Origin of the sequence: Streptomyces carpinensis, from assembly GCF_002154505.1 — a bacterium.
Lineage (GTDB): Bacteria > Actinomycetota > Actinomycetes > Streptomycetales > Streptomycetaceae > Streptomyces > Streptomyces carpinensis.
Genome location: NZ_MUBM01000755.1, coordinates 1 through 837, shown reverse-complemented (window position 1 = coordinate 837; position 837 = coordinate 1). Strand labels below are relative to the sequence as shown.

Genomic DNA, 837 nt, shown 5'->3' with positions numbered 1-837 from the left:
GTCACCCCGCCCGCCGTGGATCAGCGTCCGCAGCCCGCGTCAGGCGGGTCCCCAACGCCCGTACGCACTCCACCAGTTCCGCAGGTTCCTGCACCGTGAACGTGTAGCCGAGCATGGCCAGCCGGACCGCCAGCCACTCGACCGAGTCGCTGACCGTGGCCCGTAGCCGACAGCCGCCGTCCGCCAGGGGCTCCGGCGTGCCGAGCCAGGCGGGCAGCCGCGCCGTGACGGCCTCGGCGGGCTCCTCGAAGGTCACCGTGAACGCGTACGTCTCCTGCCGTCGCTGCATCGACTGCCGCAGATACTCCGCCGCGTTCCCCGTCGGCAGCTCCCGTGGGTCGAACCGCGCACCGGTCGCGAAGGGCTCGCTCACCCGGTCGACGCGGAAGGTCCGCCAGTCCGTCCGGTCCAGGTCGTACGCCACCAGGTACCAGCGCCGGCCGGTCGACACCAGTCGGTACGGCTCGGTCACCCGTCGCGTCCCGGTGCCGTCCCCGGCCCGGTAGGCGAACCGCAGCCGCTCCCGGCCCGCGATCGCCGACGCCATGACGGTCAGCGTCTCGGGGGCGACGCTCGCACCGTCTCCGCTGGTCAGCGGAGTCGTCGCGGCCTGGAGGGTGGAGACGCGGTGGCGCAGCCGGGCCGGNNCCGGCCCCCGCGCGCAGCCCGACCGCGATCGCCACCGCCTCCTCGTCGTCGAGCACCAGCGGTGGCATCGCCTTGCCCGCGACCAGCCGGTACCCGCCGTCGGAGCCCCTGGTCGCCTGCACCGGATAGCCCAGCTCACGCAGCCGGTCGACATCCCGTCGCACGGTGCGCCGGGACACCCCGAGCCGG

At 74.7% G+C, this 837-nt stretch carries 1 pseudogene; it reads right to left on the bottom strand.

The features are described from left to right. Nucleotide 1: 1 nt before the first annotated feature. Nucleotides 2-837, bottom strand: a pseudogene (locus BZY54_RS48555) (helix-turn-helix transcriptional regulator); the annotation flags it as partial.